Genomic DNA, 17,902 nt, shown 5'->3' on the forward strand with positions numbered 1-17,902 from the left:
ATGCCAAAACGTACAGACATCCAGAGTATTTTGATTATTGGCGCAGGCCCTATTGTTATCGGTCAAGCCTGTGAATTTGACTATTCTGGTGCGCAAGCCTGTAAAGCGCTTCGCGAAGAAGGTTACCGAGTTATTTTGGTGAACTCTAATCCTGCCACGATTATGACAGATCCTGATATGGCCGATGTAACCTACATCGAGCCTATTCATTGGGAAGTGGTTGAGAAAATCATTCAGCTTGAACGTCCGGATGCGGTGTTACCAACGATGGGTGGACAAACCGCCCTAAACTGCGCCCTCGAGCTTGAAGAAAATGGCGTCCTGGCCAAATACAATGTTGAGATGATCGGCGCCACCGCAGATGCGATTGATAAAGCTGAAGATCGGGATCGTTTCGATAAAGCAATGAAATCAATTGGTTTGAAAACTCCTCAAGCTGAAATTGCCAACAGCATGGAAGAAGCCTTTGACGTGCTCGAGCGCGTTGGCTTTCCATGTATTATTCGCCCGTCTTTCACCATGGGCGGTAGCGGCGGTGGTATCGCGTATAACCGTGATGAATTCGAAGAAATTTGCTTGCGTGGCTTAAAGCTATCGCGCACCAACGAGTTGCTGATTGATAAATCATTGATTGGTTGGAAAGAGTACGAAATGGAAGTGGTGCGTGATAAGAACGATAACTGCATCATTGTTTGTACCATTGAAAACTTTGACCCGATGGGCGTGCACACGGGTGATTCGATTACCGTGGCACCTGCGCAAACCTTAACGGATAAAGAATTCCAGATTATGCGTAATGCGGCGATGGCGGTTCTGCGCGAGATTGGGGTCGAGACTGGCGGTTCGAACGTCCAATTTGGTGTCAACCCAGATACCGGCGACATGGTCATTATCGAAATGAACCCACGTGTAAGCCGGTCGTCGGCATTGGCGTCAAAAGCAACTGGTTTCCCGATTGCTAAAGTCGCAGCTAAATTAGCCGTTGGCTACACTCTGGACGAACTGGCGAATGATATTACCGGCGGGGTGACCCCGGCGTCATTTGAGCCTGCCATTGACTATGTTGTGACCAAAATTCCACGTTTTAACTTTGAAAAGTTTGCTGGTGCCAATGACCGCCTGAATACCCAGATGAAATCTGTGGGTGAAGTGATGGCGATAGGGCGCAACCAGCAAGAGTCATTGCAAAAGGCGCTACGCGGTCTTGAGCTTGGCTATAGTGGCTTTGATTCGCTCACTGACTTGAGTGACCCAGAAGTTGCTCAAGCGACTATTATTCGCGAACTGAAAGAGCCAGGGGCAGAGCGTATTTGGTATATTGGCGATGCGTTCCGCTTCGGTATGAGTGTCGATGACGTATTTGAACTCACTAAAATTGACCGTTGGTTCTTAGTTCAAATCGAGGAAATCATTCGACTTGAAGCCGAAGTGACTGAGCTTGGCTTGTCTGAGCTTGATCATGATGCGTTGCGTTTATTGAAGCGCAAAGGGTTTTCAGACGAACGCTTGGCATATTTGCTTGGGGTCAGTGAGCAAGAAGTGCGTAAGCGCCGTGAACACTTTAAGTTGTTCCCGGTATATAAGCGCGTTGATACCTGTGCCGCTGAATTTGCTTCAGAAACTGCGTATATGTATTCCACGTATGACGAAGAATGTGAAGCACGCCCAAGTGATAAAGACAAAATCATGGTTATCGGTGGCGGGCCAAACCGCATCGGTCAAGGCATCGAATTTGATTATTGCTGTGTGCATGCAGCCCTAGCAATGCGTGAAGATGGTTACGAAACCATAATGGTGAACTGTAACCCTGAAACGGTATCGACGGACTACGATACGTCTGACCGGTTATATTTCGAGCCTATTACGTTAGAAGACGTGCTTGAAATTGTACGTATTGAAAAACCAAAGGGTGTGATTGTGCAATATGGCGGACAAACGCCATTGAAGCTAGCGCGCGCTTTAGAAGCCAACGGCGTACCTATCATTGGTACATCGCCTGACTCGATTGACCGTGCAGAAGACCGCAAACGCTTCCAGCACGCAGTTCAGCGTCTGAATTTAAAGCAGCCTGAGAATTCGACCGTCACTAATTTTGATGAAGCGATGACGGAATCACGCCGCATCGGTTACCCACTTGTCGTGCGTCCATCCTACGTACTTGGTGGGCGCGCGATGGAAATCGTGTATGACGAGCAAGATTTACGCCGCTATCTGACTGAAGCGGTGAAAGTGTCGAACGCGGCGCCTGTGCTACTCGACCGCTTCTTAGACAACGCTGTAGAAGTCGACATTGACGCGATTTGTGACGGTGACACGGTGTTGATTGGCGGTATCATGCAACACATTGAGCAAGCCGGTGTGCACTCAGGTGATTCAGCCTGTTCACTGCCGCCTTACTCATTGTCGGATAACGTGCAAGCTGAGTTGCGGGAACAAGTGCGTAAACTGGCGTTTGAGTTGAATGTTCGTGGCTTGATGAACACCCAGTTTGCGATTAAAGACGGTGAAATTTACCTGATTGAAGTGAACCCGCGGGCCGCGCGGACAGTGCCCTTTGTGTCGAAGGCGACAGGTGTACCGCTGGCTAAAGTAGCTGCACGGGTCATGGCGGGCCAAAGCTTGAAGCAACAAGGTTACACCAGCGAAGTGATTCCACCTTATTATTCGGTCAAGGAAGTGGTCGTGCCGTTCGCTAAGTTCCAAGGTGTTGACCCGATCCGCGGGCCAGAGATGCGCTCAACGGGCGAGGTGATGGGTGTTGGCGAGAGTTTTGAAGAAGCCTATGCCAAAGCCAATTTAGGGGCTGGTCAGGCGTTACCGCGCAAGGGCAAAGCCTTGTTATCGGTACGTGAAGCAGACAAGAAACGCGTCGCGGAATTGGCACGTGGTTTACTGTCACTGGGCTTTGACGTTGAAGCGACGCGTGGAACCGGCGCTTACTTGCAACAACAGGGTATAAAATGTTCGATTGTGAATAAATTACAAGAAGGACGCCCAAACATTGTGGATGCAATCAAAAACGGCGAGTATAGTTATATCATCAATACGGTAGAAGGCCGCCAAGCGATAGCTGACTCCGTATATATTCGTCGCGAGGCTTTGGTCAATAATGTGATTTATACCACCACATTAAATGCAGGTTTCGCAACTGTCAAAGCACATACAGTGAATGATCGAGCTCGGGTAAGCTCGGTGCAGGATTTACACAAAAGGGTAAGTGAAGGATGAACCAAATACCAATGACAGTGGGCGGTGCGGAAGCACTGCGCACTGAATTAAAACGTTTGAAGCAAGAGGACCGTCCGCGCATTATTCAGGCCATCGCTGATGCACGTGAACATGGTGATCTGAAAGAAAATGCTGAATACCATGCTGCGCGTGAGCAGCAAGGTTTCTGCGAGGGGCGTATTCAAGAAATTGAAGCTAAGCTATCGAACGCGCAAATCATTGATGTCACCAAAATGCCCGATACGGGCAAAGTAGTGTTTGGCGTGACTGTCACCTTATACAACACCAGCACGGACAAAGAGGTGAAGTATAAGATTGTCGGTGATGACGAATCAGACATTAAAAACAATTTGGTATCAGTCAATTCACCCATTGCACGGGCGTTAATCGGTAAGCAAGTAGACGATGTTGCTGTGGTGATTACCCCAGGTGGTGAAGTTGAGTACGAAATCGTCAGCGTTGAATATTTATAGTTGTATACGTATTCAGTGACGCAAGCGCGAATTAAAAAAGAGCCGAAAGGCTCTTTTTTTGTGTGCTCTGCAAGCTAATCATCGCACTTATGACCCCACAAAAGCTCAGCCGCTTGATAATTTGGCTACTCGCTCTTCAACTTTGCCAAGAGTTCAGCCCGTTTTAACTGCCGCGCATCGACTTGAGAACTGGCATGGTAAGCGGGTACATCAGGGAAAACTTCCTCTAAGCTTTTATCCAAAGCCTTGGCGATTGCCTCAGCCACATAGAGTGAACGTGCCTTTCGTGCCGCCACTTTCGACAGCAGTGATGGGCTCCTTTCGATCACTTCCGCCAGCATACTAAAATCGTAGCCACGGGAAGTTAGTCCTTTTTTTATTTGATCTTTAGTCATTTATGTATTTACATAGCAATGGATTGGAGTTCATATCTGAGCTCATTCGGGTATTCATTCTGGAGTTCAAAAAAGACCTCAAATGAAGATTAAATATTATTCAAATGAAAACTTATGACAAATAAAACACAAGCGCCCGTTAAAAGCAAGCCAGCAGAGGCTTCATTAGCAGAATACATGGAAAAGTTGGGGCGCATTTCCGGCGAGAAAAAGACCGCAGGTATTCTTCGTTGGATGGGGGTAAGCTCGTCGAGTTACTCGAATTGGGTCCGGCGGGGCACGATTCCCTATAAAACCTTAGTCAATGTGTTGCTCGAGCGAAATATATCGCTGAATTGGTTTTTCGCGCCTTATTCGCGTTTGCAAGTGCCGGTGATCACGAGTGAGCAAACGCAGGAGAAAGCCCAGACCTATCGCGGGCAGTTGCAACAAGCCAAAGAAAATAGTGCTGGTTTTATGCAGGCTTACGCCGATTGTGAGTCTTTACTACAGCGCTATGGCGTGGCTCAAACCACCGCCAATATGCAAATCCTGTTGGATATGCACCTGCGTGTTAACGAAGGCGTGGTAAACCGTGAAGATGTGTTGGAACATTTAGCGCAAACATTACTAAATATTCAGAATGGGCAAGCGCAGTCACGTTAAGCGCTGCGGATACAAAAAAAGGCGAACCTTTGCAGGGTTCGCCTTTTTGCGTTTACACGCTAGCCATTAGCGCGGTAATTTAATCGTCGGTTGCTGCGCAGGGCGATACAGGATCAAGGTTTTACCAATGGTTTGTACCAAGCTTGCTTTGACTTCGCGACAAATGGCCTCGGCAATCGCCGTGCGCAGCTCTCGCTCATCGGTAGGCACTTTAACCTTGATCAGCTCATGGTGTTCCAAAGCACCGTCAATTTCTGCTACCACGCCCTCAGTAAGCCCGTTAGCACCTAACAACACCACTGGCTTGAGCGGGTGGGCTAAGCTTTTTAGGTGCTGCTTTTGTTTGTTATTTAGTTCAATTGCATCTGTCATGCAGTCATTTTCCTTATAAAGTGCTGGGAAATGGCCTGCTTATTACCGGTTTCCCTTGATTTTGGTGTATTCTAACGCCATCTAACGATGTGAGCTAGTGAATCTCGGGATTTGTCCGAAAATTGAAAATGATGAGAGAGCATGGGTAAGAAGAAGCGCAGTGCCAGTAGTCGCCGATGGCTAAAAGAACACTTTGACGATCAATACGTACAAAAGGCACAAAAGCGTGGCTTGCGTTCACGTGCCGTATTTAAGTTGGAAGAGGTTCAGCAGCGAGACCGAATTTTAAAGCCCGGACAGACTGTGGTTGACTTAGGTGCTGCCCCAGGTGGTTGGTCACAGTTGGTGGTGGATATTCAGCAAGGCAGTGGTCAGGTCATTGCTTGTGATATTTTACCGATGGACCCAATCGCGGGTGTCGATTTCCTTGAAGGGGACTTTCGCGAAGAAGCCGTTTTAAATGCATTATTAAACCGCATCGGCGGCGCCAACGTAGATGTAGTATTGTCCGATATGGCGCCCAACATGAGTGGTAACCAAACGGTTGATCAGGCGCGCTCCATGTATTTGGTTGAGCTCGCATTAGATATGTGTCATCAAGTGTTAAAACCGAACGGTAGTTTTGTGGTCAAAGTGTTTCAAGGTGAAGGCTTTGACCCTTTTCTCGCCAACGTAAGGGCAGCGTTTAACAGTGTCAAGGTACGCAAGCCTGATTCATCCCGTGCACGTTCACGGGAAGTGTTCTTGGTGGCGAGTGGCTATAAAATATAGTAGGCTAAAGACGTTTTGCTGTATGGCTTGTGAGCCGTGCAGCCTAGTCATGTAATAAAGAGGTAACTGCGTTGAGCGATATGGCAAAGAATCTAATCCTTTGGTTAGTCATCGCGGTGGTATTGATGAGTGTCTTCCAAGGTTTTTCACCAGGCACCAACGATACCCCGACTTACTCGTATAGCGAGTTCGTACGTGATGTGAATCAGGGTCAAATCCGTGAAGTTACGATCGACGGGCGCGTGATAACCGGCGTTAATCGTAATAACCAACAGTTCAGAACAGTGGGTCCTGCCAACGATCAGAAATTGGTAGACGAGCTGATTGACCGCGGTATCGACGCGCGCTGGAGAGAGCCAGAAAGCCCAAGCATGCTGGGTACTATCTTTATCTCTTGGTTCCCGATGTTATTGCTCATCGCGGTGTGGATTTTCTTCATGCGCCAGATGCAAGGCGGTGGCGGTCGCGGTGCGATGTCGTTTGGTAAAAGTAAAGCCAAACTGATGAGCGAAGATCAAGTTAAAACCACATTGGCTGACGTGGCTGGTTGTGATGAGGCGAAAGAAGAAGTTGCTGAGCTGGTGGATTACTTACGCGACCCGACCAAATTCCAGAAACTTGGTGGCCGTATTCCAACCGGTGTATTGATGGTGGGCCCTCCAGGTACGGGTAAAACTTTATTAGCGAAAGCGGTGGCTGGTGAAGCGAAAGTTCCGTTCTTTACAATTTCAGGTTCTGACTTTGTTGAGATGTTCGTTGGTGTTGGTGCATCACGTGTACGCGACATGTTCGAGCAAGCCAAGAAATCTGCGCCTTGTATTATCTTTATTGACGAAATCGATGCCGTAGGCCGCCAGCGCGGTGCTGGTTTAGGTGGCGGGCATGATGAGCGCGAGCAAACCCTCAACCAAATGCTGGTCGAAATGGACGGCTTTGAAGGTAATGAAGGTATTATCGTGATTGCGGCTACCAACCGACCTGACGTGCTTGACCCTGCGTTGTTACGTCCTGGTCGCTTTGACCGCCAGGTTACCGTTGGTTTACCTGACGTACGTGGGCGTGAGCATATTTTGAAAGTTCACATGCGCAAAGTACCTTTAGGAGATGACGTTGAGCCAGCCGTGATTGCACGTGGTACTCCAGGGTTCTCTGGTGCCGACTTGGCGAACTTAGTCAATGAAGCGGCGTTATTCGCAGCGCGTGAAAATCGCCGTGCGGTAGGTATGAGCGAATTCGAGAAAGCCAAAGACAAGATCTTGATGGGGTCTGAGCGTAAGTCGATGGTGATGAGCGAGTCAGAGAAAGAAATGACGGCTTATCATGAAGCTGGCCACGCCATCGTCGGTCGTATTGTGCCTGAGCATGACCCTGTGTATAAAGTATCGATCATTCCACGTGGTCGCGCGCTGGGTGTTACCATGTACTTGCCTGAACAAGATCGCGTCAGTCATAGCAAGCAACATTTAGAAAGTATGTTGTCGAGCCTGTTTGGTGGCCGTATCGCTGAGCAAATTATTTATGGCGATGAGAAAGTAACGACCGGTGCTTCCAACGACATTGAACGCGCAACCGATATCGCGCGTAAAATGGTGACTCAGTGGGGCTTATCGAGCAAAATGGGGCCATTGCTATATGCTGAAGAAGAGGGCCAAGTATTCTTGGGCCGCTCTGTGGCACAAAACAAGCAAATGTCTGATGAGACGATGCGCGCGATTGATGCGGAAATCCGCTCGTTAATCGATAAAAACTATGATCGTGCGAAGCAGATCTTAGAAGACAATGTAGACATTCTGCATTCGATGAAAGATGCGTTGATGAAGTACGAAACCATTGATGCAGCGCAAATCGATGACTTAATGGCGCGCCGTGAAGTTCGTCCACCGCAGGACTGGCAAGACGTTGATAGTGACGTACCGCCATCAGGACCAACATCGACGGACGGTAAGAAGAAGCCACGTAAGAAGGCCGATTCGCCTGACGGCTCGTTGGATTTAAACAACCCTGACGAGTCACCAGCCAAATAAGCTGATAAGAAAGCCCCGTATTGCGGGGCTTTTTTTTGACACTTAATATGGCTCTACAACCTTAACCTGTTTTCACTTATTACCGCACAGGACATCGAAATGCGCAAAAAATCGCCACGCACAGCAGTGATGGGAATACTCAATGTGACCCCAGATTCATTCTCCGATGGGGGCCAATTTAATCAGCTTGATGCAGCCTTGCGCCAAGCGGAGCAGATGCAAGCAGCCGGCGCCGAGTGGATTGACATCGGTGGCGAGTCGACGCGACCCGGTGCCGCCGAGGTTGCTTTACAGGCCGAAATTGATCGCGTTATTCCCGTGATTGAAGCCGTGCGCCAACGCTTCGACATGCAAATCTCCGTTGACACCAGTAAAGCAGGGGTCATGCAAGCAGCGATTCAAGCTGGGGTGGCGATGATTAACGACGTCCGCGCATTACGTGAACCCGGGGCGCTCGAGGTCGCTGCACAAAGCCAGGTACAGATATGTCTTATGCATATGCAAGGCCAGCCTCGAAGCATGCAAGAGGCACCCGATTACGATGATGTGGTGTGTGAAGTGAAAGATTTTTTGCAGCAACGCATCGACGCTTGTGTACGTGCAGGCATTGGGCGCGAGCGTTTGTTACTTGACCCTGGGTTTGGTTTTGGTAAAACTGTGCGCCACAACTATCAATTATTGCAACGTTTACCAGCACTACGTGAATTTGATTTACCTCTGCTGATCGGTTTATCGCGTAAATCCATGCTTGGGGCCGTCACCGGTCGTGAGGTGGAGGGACGCCTTGCTGCAAGTATTGCAGGCGCAACTATCGCGGCGATGAAAGGGGCAGATGTGATTCGAGTGCATGACGTTGCAGAAACCGTGGATGCTATACAAGTGGTTCACGCGACTTTAAATGGGGAGTTTTAGTTACAATGGGGAAGTATTTCGGCACCGATGGTATCCGTGGGCGCGTTGGCAGTGAATTAGTCGCACCCGATTTCGTATTGCGCTTAGGCTGGGCAGCAGGCAAAGTTTTGGCGGCTGAGGGCAATACCAAGGTGTTAATTGGCAAGGACACGCGCATATCTGGTTATATGCTGGAGTCGGCGCTGGAGGCAGGGCTCTCTGCTGCTGGCGTTAGTGTTGAGCTTTTAGGTCCAATGCCAACCCCTGCAATCGCTTATCTGACACGCACTTTTCGCGCGTCAGCAGGGATTGTCATCAGTGCGTCGCATAACCCTTACTACGACAATGGCATCAAGTTTTTCTCGGATACAGGGCATAAGTTAAGCGACGATTTAGAGGCTCAAATAGAAGCCATGCTCGACAAGCCAATGACGTGTGTGGAGTCAGAAGCTTTAGGTCGGGCGTCACGGATTACTGACGCTCCTGGTCGTTATATTGAGTTCTGTAAAAGCGTTTGCCCCGGTGACATCTCGTTTGCGGGGCTCAAAATTGTGGTCGATTGTGCACATGGCGCGACGTATCACATTGCGCCTTCGGTATTTCGTGAGCTTGGTGCCGAAGTTATCAGTATTGGTACGAAACCAGATGGCTTGAATATCAACCACCAATGCGGAGCGACTCACTTAGACGCACTGACCCAAGCCGTGCTTGAGCACAAAGCGGATGTCGGTATCGCCTTAGACGGTGATGGCGACCGAATTATGATGGTGGATGAACAAGGTCGCGTGGTAGATGGCGATGAGATTGTGTATGCACTGGCTAAGCAAGCGTTGCTAAACGGCACCTTGGAAGGTGGTGTGGTGGGTACCTTGATGAGCAATATGGGGCTGGAACTCGCATTGCGTGACCTAGGCATTCCATTTACGCGCGCCAAAGTGGGCGATCGCCATGTGATGGAGGCCTTACGCGATAATGCTTGGAGTATTGGCGGTGAGAACTCCGGGCATGTGATCAACTTGCAATATCACAGCACTGGCGATGGCATTATTGCCGGTGTACAAATACTCAGCGCAATGCTTCGTAAGAAGTGCTCGCTACGCGCCTTGCTCGAGGGAATGACCAAGCTACCGCAGGTGTTGGTGAATGTACAATACAATGGTAAGCAGGACCCATTACAGGCGCCTAATGTACGTTCTGCGGTGACTGAGGTTGAGGCTGCGTTGAAAGGTGAGGGGCGAGTATTACTACGTAAATCAGGCACTGAACCGCTGATTCGAGTCATGGTCGAGGGGCGTAATGAGAAAACCGTACGTGCTTTTGCCCAGCAAATCGCATCGGAAGTCAGCGCGGCTGTTTAAGCCTCAATATCAAGTTGGTTAAAGCGCGTACAGCACGCGCTTTTTTTATGGGAATAGCTTGTATCTTGCAGGCAGGTTAGGTACTATCGCTGCCGCTTGAAACGAGGGAATAACCAAGGAACTACAGCATGCGCCAATCGTTAGTGATTGCAAACTGGAAGTTAAATGGTGATTTGGCTTTACTTGATTCTATGATGAACGGGTTAAGTAGCCAAACTGGATATGTAGCCGATGTGGTCATCTGTCCGCCTGCGGTGTATCTGGCTGCCATGCAGCAGCGTAGCCTCGCGACAGCAACAGATTCTTTTAAACTTCACGTCGGTGCGCAAAACTGCAGTGAGCACACACAAGGTGCTTTTACTGGTGAGCTAGCGCCACAGATGTTACGTGAAGTGGGTTGTGAATACGTTATTTTGGGACACTCAGAACGACGTAACTTGTACGCAGAAACTGACGCGCTGATTGCGCAAAAAGTCGCAACTGCGCAACAGCAGCAACTCAAAGTAGTATTATGTGTAGGCGAAAGCTTAGAACAGCGTGAGCAAGGCCAAACCCTGGATGTGGTGACGGCGCAGATTGCAGCGGTGTTGGCAGCAGATGTAGACGCCAGCCAGTTAATTATTGCCTATGAACCTGTTTGGGCGATTGGCACTGGTAAAACTGCGACCCCCGAGCAAGCACAAGAAGTGCATGCCGCGATTAGACAGTTTTTAAACCAACACAGCGGTGTTGGTGAACACATTGCTTTGTTGTACGGAGGCAGTGTGAAAGCAGACAACGCAGCAGTGTTATTCGCCCAGCCAGACATCGATGGCGGTCTGATCGGCGGCGCGAGTCTGGATGTTGAGCAATTTCGCGCCATTTGTAGTGCGGTGAAAGGATAATAGAAGCATGTACGAGATATTTTTAGTGTTATACCTATTATGCGCTATTGCTTTGATTGCAATGATCTTATTGCAACGCGGTAAAGGCGCTGAAATGGGCGCGTCATTTGGTTCTGGGGCGTCAAATACGGTATTCGGTTCAAGTGGTTCTGGTAACTTCATGACCCGTACCACCACTATTTTGGCCGTTGCGTTTTTCCTGCTGAGCCTGATTTTAGGCAACATGGCAGCTGGCGGCAGCCAAGTCCAGGACGATTGGAGCGACCTAAGCGTTCCAACATTACCGGACGATATGTAACAAAATTTGCCGAAGTGGTGGAATTGGTAGACACGCCATCTTGAGGGGGTGGTGCTCTTCTGAGCGTACGAGTTCAAGTCTCGTCTTCGGCACCAAATAAATTACCCATTTATCAGCATTGTAGCCGTTACGGTGTTGAATAAAGCCGCTAGTTCAGTATAATAGTGGCAATCGGACGCGGGGTGGAGCAGTCTGGTAGCTCGTCGGGCTCATAACCCGAAGGTCGTAGGTTCGAATCCTGCCCCCGCAACCATTTACAGGGTCCCAGTTTGGTTGAAAAGCCCCGACACAGTAAGCGGGGCTTTTTGCTATCTGCCCTGTGATGAAGTAAGTTTATCGTCACCAAAAACTGGGCTTTTAAGCCCTTTTTTTATTTCTGGAGGACGCCTTGGCGACCATTACTGAACGTTTAACTGAGATGCTGGCGCCGGCAGTAGAAGCGCTAGACTATGAACTGGTGGGTGTGGAATTTATTCGCGCCGGCAAGCATTCAACCCTGCGTGTGTATATTGACCATGCGGAAGGTATTTCTGTCGACGATTGCGCCCGTGTCAGCCATCAGGTGAGCGCGGTACTTGACGTTGAGGACCCAATTAACACGGAATACAACTTAGAAGTGTCATCTCCAGGTATGGACAGACCTTTGTTCAACGCTGCCCAATATGCGCAGTTCGCCGGTGAGAAGGCCCAAGTAGCATTAAATGTACCAGTAAGCGGCAAGCGCAAATTTACTGGTGTGATATCGCAGGTAGCAGGCGACGTTGTGACCTTTGAAGTGGGTGAAGAGACCCTTGAAGTGGACGTAGCTACCATTAAAAAAGCAAATATAGTCCCGAATTTTGATTGAGGATTTCGTTGGCGAGGCACGAACATGAGTAAAGAAATCTTGATGGTTGCAGAAGCGGTGTCGAATGAAAAAGCGGTACCTCGAGATAAAATCTTCGAAGCTTTGGAATCAGCGCTAGCAACTGCTACTAAGAAAAAGTATGACGGCGAAATTGAAGTTCGCGTCAGCATTAACCGCCAGACTGGCGATTTTGATACGTTCCGTCGTTGGAAAGTAATTCCAGATGACGCGCAAATGGAAAACCCATATGCGGAAATGAGCCTTTCCGCTGCGCAATATGATGACCCGGAGTTACAACTGGGTGATTACGTCGAAGAGCAAATTGAATCGATTAAGTTTGACCGTATTACTACCCAGACTGCCAAGCAAGTTATCGTGCAGAAGGTGCGTGAAGCTGAGCGCGCTATGGTAGTAGAAGAGTACGAAGACCAAGTCGGTGAATTAATTAGCGGTATCGTGAAAAAAGCGACCCGCGACAATATTATTTTGGATTTGGGTAATAACGCAGAAGCGGTTATTTTCCGTGATGAAATGTTACCGCGCGAAATGGTGCGCCCAGGTGATCGTGTACGCGGTTTACTGTATGCAGTGCGTCCAGAAAGCCGTGGTGCGCAATTATTCGTCAGTCGCACAAACCCGAACTTCTTAATTGAGCTGTTCCGCATTGAAGTGCCGGAAATTGGCGAAGAAATGATTGAAGTCAAAGGCGCAGCTCGTGACCCAGGTTTACGCGCGAAAATTGCGGTGAAAAGCAATGACCGCCGGATTGACCCAGTCGGTGCCTGTGTCGGCATGCGTGGTGCACGTGTTCAAGCGGTTTCAGGTGAGCTCGGTGGTGAGCGTATTGATATCGTATTGTGGGACGAAAACCCTGCGCAATTCGTGATTAATGCGATGTCGCCGGCAGAAGTTGCTTCGATTGTTATGGACGAAGAAACTCGCACCATGGAAATCGCAGTGGAAGCTGACAACTTAGCCCAAGCGATTGGTCGTAACGGTCAGAATATTCGTTTAGCTAGCCAACTTACCGGTTGGGAGCTCAACGTGATGACGGTGGAAGACTTTAACAAGCGCAATGAAGAAGAAGCGGGTCGCTTGAGCAAGCTATTCACGGAAGGTTTGGACATTGACGCTGATTTCGCTGCCGTATTAATCGACGAAGGTTTCTCTTCGCTGGAAGAAGTTGCGTACGTACCAGTGGCTGAATTACTGGCGATCGACGGTATGGACGAAGATATGGTTGAGGAGTTGCGTACTCGTGCGAAAGACTTCCTGACCACCAAAGCTTTGGCCACCGAGGAATCGTTAGAAGGTGCGGAACCAGATCAAGCTTTAGTTGACCTTGAAGGTATGGATAAGCATTTGGCCTATGAATTGGCCGCTAAGGGCGTAAAAACCTTAGAAGACTTAGCTGAGCAGGGCATTGATGACCTCTCAGAAATTGAATCTTTAGACGCTGAAAGAGCAGGCGAGCTGATCATGAAAGCTCGTAATATCTGCTGGTTTAGCGAAAACGAATAACAGTCAGTGAGGTGAGAAATAAATGGCAGAAGTTAAAGTAGAGAAGCTCGCCAGCGACATTGGTACCTCCGTTGAACGGTTGTTAACGCAATTTGAAGAAGCCGGCATGCGCAAGCAGGCTGGTGACAATGTGTCAGAAGATGAAAAGCAGAAGCTGCTGACGCACTTGAATAAGCAACATGGCGGTTCTGGTACATCAGAACCGACACGCATGACGTTGACCCGCAAAACCAAAAGCACTTTAAGTGTTGCTGGTGGTGGCGGTAAAGCGAAAGCGGTTCAAGTTGAAGTGCGTAAAAAGCGTACCTATGTGAAGCGTCCTTCCGCTGAAGAATTAGCTAAACAGGAAGAAGAGCGTTTAGCAGCAGAACGTGAAGCTGAAGCGAAGGCGCAAGCAGAAGCAGAAGCCCAAGCTAAAGCGAAAGCAGAAGCAGAACGTAAAGCGGCGGAAGAAAAGGCCAAAGCGGAAGAAAAGCGTTTAGCTGAAAAAGCGCGCAAAGATAAGCAGCGCGAAGAAGCTGAAAAAGTAGCGCGTGCGGCCATGAGTCCGGAAGAGCGCAAGAAAGCTGACGAAGCGAAAGCCGAAGAAGAGCGCCTGCGTAAAGTTCAGGAAGAAGAGGCCAAGAAAAAGGCAGAAGCGGAAGCAGCTCGTCAAGCTGAAGAGGCACGTCTCCTAGCAGAGGAAAACGAAGCGCGTTGGCAGGAAGAAGAAGCCAAGCGCAAGAAGGCAGAAGAAGAAGAGGTTCACTTTACCACCTCTGAAACTGCTAAGCAGGCTGAAGATCAGCAAGATAACGATGAAGAACGTCGTTCGCGCCGCGCTAAGAAAAAGCGTAGCCGTAAAGACGAAGAGCGCGAAGAAGCACCGCGCCGCGAGCGTCGTCGTAAAGGCGGTAAGATGCGCGCACCTTCAACCTTGCAGCATGGTTTCCAGAAGCCAGCGTCACCAGTTGAACGTGAAGTTCGGATTACCGAGACGATTACGGTCGGTGAATTGGCTAGCCGTATGGCTGTAAAAGCCGGTGAATTAATCAAGACCATGATGAAAATGGGCGAGATGGTCACCATTAACCAGGTGCTAGATCAAGAAACTGCGGCTTTAGTGGTTGAAGAACTAGGTCATAAGCCAGTGCTGGTCAACGACAATGCCCTTGAGCAGTCAGTTCTTGACGATCGCCAAGAAGAAGGTGAATTGAAGCCTCGTGCGCCGGTTGTCACTGTGATGGGTCACGTTGACCATGGTAAAACCTCTTTGTTGGATTACATTCGTAAAGCCAAAGTGGCAGCGGGTGAAGCCGGTGGGATTACCCAGCACATTGGTGCATATCACGTAGACACTGGTCACGGTATGATCACCTTCTTAGACACTCCTGGTCACGCGGCGTTTACGTCCATGCGTGCACGTGGTGCGGGCGCGACTGACGTGGTCATTCTAGTGGTCGCAGCCGATGACGGCGTGATGCCACAAACGATTGAGGGTATTCAGCACGCTAAAGCTGCTGGTGTGCCTTTAGTGGTTGCGGTCAACAAAATGGATAAACCAGAAGCTGACCCAGATCGTGTGAAATCAGAATTGTCACAGCACAACGTATTGTCAGAAGAGTGGGGTGGCGACACCCAGTTCGTTCACGTATCAGCCAAAGCTGGTAGCGGTATCGACGAACTGCTTGAAGCTATTTTGCTCCAAGCAGAACTACTTGATTTGCAAGCTGATGACAGCGGCATGGCACAGGGTGTCGTGATTGAATCGCGTCTTGATAAAGGCCGTGGTCCGATTGCTTCCATCTTGGTTCAAAGCGGTACTTTACGCAAAGGCGATATCGTGTTGTGTGGTCTCGAGTATGGTCGAGTGCGCGCTATGCGTGACGAAACAGGTCAGGAAGTCTCGGAAGCGGGCCCTTCAATTCCAGTAGAAATCCTTGGTTTATCAGGGGTGCCTCAAGCGGGTGATGAAGTAACTGTGGTACGTGACGAGAAAAAAGCCCGTGAAGTTTCGAACTACCGTCAAGGTAAGTACCGTGATATCAAACTGGCGCGTCAGCAGAAAGCTAAGCTGGAGAACATGTTCAGCAACATGGCCGACGGCGAAGTATCGGAATTGAATATTGTTCTGAAGGCGGACGTACAAGGCTCGTTGGAAGCGATAGCAGAATCCTTGCAAAAGCTGTCTACCGATGAAGTTAAAGTGAATATTATTGGTAACGGTGTAGGTGGTATCACCGAAACCGACGTCACTTTGGCCGGTGCGTCGAACGCTATCGTGATTGGCTTTAACGTACGTGCGGATGCGACTGCTAAACGTGCAGTTGAGCGCGAGCAAGTCGACCTACGTTATTACAGCGTTATCTATGACTTGATTGATGAAATCAAGCAAGCGATGACGGGTATGTTGGCACCTGAATTCAAGCAAGAAATCATTGGCTTGGCTGAGGTTCGCGACGTATTTAAGTCACCGAAGCTTGGTGCTATCGCAGGTTGTATGGTCACCGAGGGCGTGGTTAAGCGCTCTGCACCGATTCGTGTTCTACGTGATAACGTCGTTATTTACGAAGGTGAACTTGAATCACTGCGCCGCTTTAAAGACGACGTACAAGAAGTTCGCAACGGTATGGAATGTGGTATCGGGGTGAAGAACTATAACGACGTTAAAGTTGGTGACCAAATTGAGGTGTTTGAAACCGTTAAGGTTGAACGCTCACTATAATGGCAGTCTAAGCAACATCAGGTTGTTAGGCTGACAGGTAGATAACATGGGGGCTGTAGCCCCCATGTGTGTATCTGTAAAGGAGAGAATCATGGGTAAAGAATTTAGTCGTACGGACCGTTTCTCGCAGCAGTTACAGCGGGAAGTGGCGCAAATTATACAACGTGAAATTAAAGACCCGCGGGTGGTGATGCCAACCGTGTCTGACGTGGAAGTGTCGAAAGATTTAGCCTACGCCAAGGTGTTTGTAACGTTTTTAAACGATGATGCTGATAGCGTTAAAGAAGCCCTGAAAGTGTTAAATGACGCCAATGGTTTTATTCGCTCGCTGTTAGGCAAGCGTTTGAAAGCTCGTATTACGCCAAACTTACGCTTTGAGTATGACCCTTCATTAAATGAAGGTATTCGTATGGCTCGCTTAGTTAATGAAGCGACCCAACGTGACGCTGAGCGCAAGAAACAATCAGGCCAGACGGACGACGAATAGTGGCACGACGGAGTAAGAAAGGACGCCCAGTGAATGGCGTGGTGTTGGTAAATAAGCACCAGGGTGAATCGTCGAATCGCGTATTGCAACAGGTAAAGCGCTTGTTCAATGCACAAAAAGCAGGGCATACCGGCGCGTTAGACCCGCTAGCGACTGGCATGCTGCCGATTTGTTTAGGTGAAGCGACTAAGTTTTCCCAGTTCCTGTTGGATGCCGACAAAGTCTATCGGGTGCGTGCCCAGTTAGGTGTGCGTACCGATACGTCGGATGCAGATGGTGACGTGGTGGCAACTCGACCCGTGGACGTAAGCCCGAGTCAGCTTGCCGCCGCATTAGAACCATTGCGTGGTGCGATTATGCAAGTGCCATCCATGTTCTCGGCACTAAAGCATGAAGGCAAGCCACTCTATGAGTACGCACGTAAAGGCATTGAAATCGAGCGCCCTGCGCGCCCGGTGCACATCTACCGGCTGGATTTATTGCAGTTTGAAGGTGATATGGTCGAGCTTGAGGTGCATTGCAGTAAGGGCACCTATATTCGCTCGTTAGTGGACGACTTAGGCCAAGCTTTAGGGTGTGGCGCCCATGTCACTATGCTGCACCGCTTGGCAGTCGCAGACTACCCGGCCGAGCGCATGCTAAGCGTTGAGCAATTAGCTAGTTTTGCGCCTGACCGAGAGCAACCCGATGCCGATTACTCCGCCATCGACCAGCATTTGCTGGCGTTAGACAGCCCGGTTGCGCGTTTACCAATGATTCACGCTGGCTTGGTGCAAAGCGATGGCTTCTTGCATGGGCAACCTGTCGATGCACATCGTTACGCTGCTGGCACGCAAGTGCGTGTGGAGAGCGAGCACGGTGTGTTTCTGGGGGTAGCAGAATATCGCGAAGACGGCCGTGCGTGGCCAAAACGCGTGGTGGTATTTGAACAGCCCGACAAAGCTTGAAAAGCATCTACGAGCTGCGTATAATTCGCAGCGATTTTAACCCCTGGCTGAATTAGT

The 17,902-nt window shown here is 49.4% G+C and carries 16 protein-coding genes and 2 tRNA genes; 16 read left to right on the forward strand and 2 right to left on the reverse strand.

All coding sequences use genetic code 11. The annotated features are described in order from the left end of the window. Both carB and greA read left to right on the forward strand, forming a co-directional pair. Positions 1-3,228 carry a carbamoyl-phosphate synthase large subunit gene (gene carB / locus CWE07_RS08900; protein WP_111569512.1) on the forward strand — a complete coding sequence of 1,076 codons (3,228 nt, stop codon included), beginning with the start codon at positions 1-3 and terminating at the stop codon, positions 3,226-3,228. Next, complete coding sequence (gene greA / locus CWE07_RS08905; protein WP_111569511.1) at positions 3,225-3,701, forward strand: transcription elongation factor GreA; 477 nt, start codon at positions 3,225-3,227, stop codon at positions 3,699-3,701. Before carB ends, greA begins: the two co-directional genes overlap by 4 nt. 125 nt (positions 3,702-3,826) lie before the next feature. On the opposite strand, the gene CWE07_RS08910 is transcribed toward greA, so the two are convergent. Further along, positions 3,827-4,096, reverse strand: coding sequence for a helix-turn-helix domain-containing protein (locus CWE07_RS08910; RefSeq protein WP_126818997.1), 270 nt, complete (start codon positions 4,094-4,096; stop codon positions 3,827-3,829). A 114-nt stretch (positions 4,097-4,210) separates the two neighbouring features. Here CWE07_RS08910 and CWE07_RS08915 point away from each other — a divergent pair, with 114 nt between their 5' ends. After that, a complete protein-coding gene (locus tag CWE07_RS08915; protein ID WP_111569509.1) occupies positions 4,211-4,741 on the forward strand; it encodes a helix-turn-helix domain-containing protein in 531 nt (176 codons plus the stop codon). Between the two features lie 66 nt (positions 4,742-4,807). On the opposite strand, the gene yhbY is transcribed toward CWE07_RS08915, so the two are convergent. After that, positions 4,808-5,101 carry a ribosome assembly RNA-binding protein YhbY gene (gene yhbY, locus CWE07_RS08920; RefSeq protein ID WP_111569598.1) on the reverse strand — a complete coding sequence of 98 codons (294 nt, stop codon included), beginning with the start codon at positions 5,099-5,101 and terminating at the stop codon, positions 4,808-4,810. A 153-nt stretch (positions 5,102-5,254) separates the two neighbouring features. Here yhbY and rlmE point away from each other — a divergent pair, with 153 nt between their 5' ends. From rlmE to truB, 13 genes are all read left to right on the forward strand, one after another. Further along, a complete protein-coding gene (gene rlmE / locus CWE07_RS08925) occupies positions 5,255-5,884 on the forward strand; it encodes a 23S rRNA (uridine(2552)-2'-O)-methyltransferase RlmE (RefSeq protein ID WP_111569508.1) in 630 nt (209 codons plus the stop codon). 71 nt (positions 5,885-5,955) lie between these two features. Further along, on the forward strand, positions 5,956-7,908 hold the full coding sequence (gene ftsH, locus CWE07_RS08930; protein WP_111569507.1) for an ATP-dependent zinc metalloprotease FtsH: 1,953 nt from the start codon (positions 5,956-5,958) through the stop codon (positions 7,906-7,908). A gap of 99 nt (positions 7,909-8,007) precedes the next feature. Then, the gene (folP, locus tag CWE07_RS08935; protein ID WP_146608518.1) at positions 8,008-8,820 is read left to right on the forward strand and encodes a dihydropteroate synthase; all 813 of its coding nucleotides are present in this window, start codon (positions 8,008-8,010) and stop codon (positions 8,818-8,820) included. A gap of 5 nt (positions 8,821-8,825) precedes the next feature. Beyond that, positions 8,826-10,157, forward strand: a complete 1,332-nt coding sequence (gene glmM / locus CWE07_RS08940) for a phosphoglucosamine mutase (RefSeq protein ID WP_111569506.1) — start codon at positions 8,826-8,828, stop codon at positions 10,155-10,157. A gap of 128 nt (positions 10,158-10,285) precedes the next feature. Next, positions 10,286-11,041 (forward strand): triose-phosphate isomerase, encoded by a 756-nt coding sequence (tpiA, locus tag CWE07_RS08945; protein ID WP_111569505.1) that lies wholly within the window; start codon positions 10,286-10,288, stop codon positions 11,039-11,041. 7 nt (positions 11,042-11,048) lie between these two features. Continuing rightward, positions 11,049-11,339, forward strand: a complete 291-nt coding sequence (gene secG, locus CWE07_RS08950) for a preprotein translocase subunit SecG (protein WP_111569504.1) — start codon at positions 11,049-11,051, stop codon at positions 11,337-11,339. A gap of 8 nt (positions 11,340-11,347) precedes the next feature. Beyond that, positions 11,348-11,434: transfer RNA gene (locus tag CWE07_RS08955), tRNA-Leu, on the forward strand. 81 nt (positions 11,435-11,515) lie between these two features. Further along, positions 11,516-11,592, forward strand: a tRNA-Met gene (locus tag CWE07_RS08960). A 165-nt stretch (positions 11,593-11,757) separates the two neighbouring features. Continuing rightward, positions 11,758-12,186 carry a ribosome maturation factor RimP gene (gene rimP / locus CWE07_RS08965; protein ID WP_420836544.1) on the forward strand — a complete coding sequence of 143 codons (429 nt, stop codon included), beginning with the start codon at positions 11,758-11,760 and terminating at the stop codon, positions 12,184-12,186. A 24-nt stretch (positions 12,187-12,210) separates the two neighbouring features. Beyond that, positions 12,211-13,707, forward strand: coding sequence for a transcription termination factor NusA (gene nusA / locus CWE07_RS08970; protein WP_111569502.1), 1,497 nt, complete (start codon positions 12,211-12,213; stop codon positions 13,705-13,707). 22 nt (positions 13,708-13,729) lie between these two features. Then, positions 13,730-16,411: a translation initiation factor IF-2 gene (gene infB, locus CWE07_RS08975; RefSeq protein WP_111569501.1), complete on the forward strand. Its 2,682-nt coding sequence runs from the start codon at positions 13,730-13,732 to the stop codon at positions 16,409-16,411. Positions 16,412-16,502: 91 nt separating this feature from the next. Beyond that, positions 16,503-16,898 (forward strand): 30S ribosome-binding factor RbfA, encoded by a 396-nt coding sequence (gene rbfA, locus CWE07_RS08980; RefSeq protein ID WP_111569500.1) that lies wholly within the window; start codon positions 16,503-16,505, stop codon positions 16,896-16,898. Beyond that, positions 16,898-17,845, forward strand: coding sequence for a tRNA pseudouridine(55) synthase TruB (gene truB, locus CWE07_RS08985; RefSeq protein WP_111569499.1), 948 nt, complete (start codon positions 16,898-16,900; stop codon positions 17,843-17,845). Before rbfA ends, truB begins: the two co-directional genes overlap by 1 nt. Positions 17,846-17,902: the final 57 nt, after the last annotated feature.

Source organism: Aliidiomarina maris (assembly GCF_003987335.1).
Classification (GTDB): Bacteria; Pseudomonadota; Gammaproteobacteria; order Enterobacterales; family Alteromonadaceae; genus Aliidiomarina; species Aliidiomarina maris.